This is a genomic window from Nonomuraea sp. NPDC001684 (assembly GCF_053596515.1).
In genome coordinates, this window is the sequence record NZ_JBSFGJ010000786.1 from 1 (window position 1) to 2,353 (window position 2,353).

Genomic DNA, 2,353 nt, shown 5'->3' on the forward strand with positions numbered 1-2,353 from the left:
GGTAGCTCAGTTCGGCCCAGGCGACGAGCAGCAGCACGTCGCGATCGGCCGGCGCGAGCTCCATCAGGGCCAGCGCCAGCGGGCGGTTGACGGCCAGGGTGTTGACCTCGTCCTCGACCCGAGAGCCGGACAGCTCCGCCGGATGCACGCCGCTGCGCACGTACGCGCGGTAGAGGCTCATCTCGGTACGGCGCCGGCGGCCGATCAGGTTGGACGCGATGCCGTACAGCCACGGTCGGGCATCGGGACGATTCCTGTCGTAGCCGCCGCGGTGCTGGAAGGCGGCCAGAAAGGTGTCGGCCACCACGTCCTCCGCCTCGCTGGGGCCGAGGCGTCTGGTCACGTAACGGTGCAGGAGCGGCGCGTGCCGGTCGAACAACGTGGCGAAGATCTCGGGTTCGTTCAGTGATCTCTCGATGAGGAGCGCGTCGTCGACCTCGACTGCTTCGCGAGGGATTGTCATGCATACCGACCTTTCCTGGCGTATGCGGTCACCTGTACTTACCGCGCCGGCCCGAAATCCTTCACGGGGGAACGCGGGCAGTACGGGCGCAAAGTGGTCCGGCGAAGAGCCCGGGGGCCAGGCACTTCCGGAGCATGTGCCGAACGTCCGACGCATACCCGGTGACCAGCGAAAACGCCGATACAAGCCGTGGGCGTGGCGGATGGGCAGGTACGACTGCTAGCGATCTCCGCCAACCGCCGGCGGACGCCTGCGCCACGTTGCGGACGGTGACGGGGGAGGAGCGCCCCTCCTTGTCCTCGGTGACGACGAGCCGGGCGGCGATGTCACACAGCCCAAGGCCCTGCGCGCGCAGGCACAGGCCCATGGGCAACATGTTCACGTCGGTGACGGCAGCGGGGTCTGTGGTGGTGATGGCGGTGGTGACGTCAGCGGGGTCTGTGGTGGTGGCGGCGGTGGTGACGGCAGCGGGGGTCTGTGGTGGTGGCGGCCGTGGTGACGGCAGCAGGTCAGTGGCGGCGAGGGCGGCGGTGGCGGGCCGCCGTCGGCTCGTTGGCGAACGGGCGAACGGGCGAACGGGCGAGCGGGCGAGCGGGCGAGCGGGCGAGCGAGCGGGCGGGCGGGCGGGCGAGATCGCGTCGCTCGGTCCAGCGAAGGTCACCGTCACAGGCCGCGACGTGCGACTGTGCGCCTCCCCGAGGGGACGGGGCTCCGTCTGGACGTTCAAGGTGGGGCGGGCGCGCGTGTGCCGACTTCTCCCCGCCCTCTCAACTCGGCGTTCTCCAGTTCCCGTGCGCCGGGAGGTCGGAGCGGGGTACGACGAGGCCGCTCTCGTAGGCGAAGACGATCGCCTGGGCGCGGTCGCGGAGATCGAGCTTGGCCAGGATGCGGCCGATGTGCGTCTTGACCGTCTGCTCGGCGACGATCAGGGCCGCGGCGATCTCGGCGTTGGACAGGCCGCGGGCCACGTGCACAAGCACCTCCGACTCCCGCTCGGTCAGCGACTGCACCAGGGGTGCGGCGCCAGGCAACGCGGGCCGGCACCGGGCGATCTCCTCGATGAGACGCCGGGTCACCGAGGGGGCGAGCAGGGCGTCGCCGGCCGCCACCACCCGCACGGCCGAGACCAGGTCCGCGGGCGGCGCCTCCTTCAGCAGGAACCCGCTGGCGCCTGCGCGCAGCGCCTCGTAGACGTAGTCGTCCAGGTCGAAGGTGGTCAGCATCACCACACGCGGCCTGTACTGGCCGCCGGGCGGCGCCAGGAGCAGCCGGGCCGCCCGCAGGCCGTCCATGCCGGGCATGCGGACGTCCATGAGGACGACGTCGGGCCGCAGCAGCCTTGTCCGGTCCACCGCCTGCTCACCGTCGGCCGCGTCGCCGACGACCTCGATGTCCGGTTCGGCGGCCAGCAGGGCGCCGAAGCCCGCCCGGACCATTGCGTGGTCGTCGGCGACGAGCACCCGGATCGTCATGGGTGCTCCTTCTCGTGGCCGGCCTGCACCAGGGGCAACGTCAGCTCGACCCGGAACCCGCCCCGTGGCGTCGGCCCGGTCAGCAGCACGCCACCCACCATGGCGGCCCGTTCTCGCATCCCGGCCAGCCCGTTACCGGTGCCCGCGGGCTCGGCGAGCGCGAGCCCCGCGCCCCCGGGCGGCGCGTTCTCGACCACGACCCGCAGCCCGGACCCGTTTCCGGTGACCGCCACGGCCGTGGCGGCGCCTGGCGCGTGCCGGATCACGTTGCTGAGCGCCTCCTGCACGATCCGGTAGACCGGCAGCTCCATGCCGGGGGGGATGTGCCTGGGCGGGCCACTCACTGTCAGCTCGACGGGTGTGCCGGCACGCCTGGCGCTCTCCACCAGCACGCCCAGCTGGTCGAGGCCCGGCAGCG

The 2,353-nt window shown here is 72.2% G+C and carries 3 protein-coding genes; all 3 read right to left on the reverse strand.

Annotated features, from left to right (window positions below):
* On the reverse strand, positions 1–463 hold a 463-nt coding region (locus ACWCSD_RS51690), incomplete at its 3' end, for an RNA polymerase sigma factor (protein WP_449927098.1).
* Between the two features lie 767 nt (positions 464–1,230).
* Entirely contained in the window at positions 1,231–1,935 is a 705-nt protein-coding gene (locus ACWCSD_RS51695; protein ID WP_397159794.1) for a response regulator, read from the reverse strand.
* Positions 1,932–2,353 (reverse strand): sensor histidine kinase (locus ACWCSD_RS51700; RefSeq protein ID WP_449927101.1); only part of this gene is annotated, 422 nt, incomplete at its 5' end. The genes ACWCSD_RS51695 and ACWCSD_RS51700, both read right to left, overlap by 4 nt.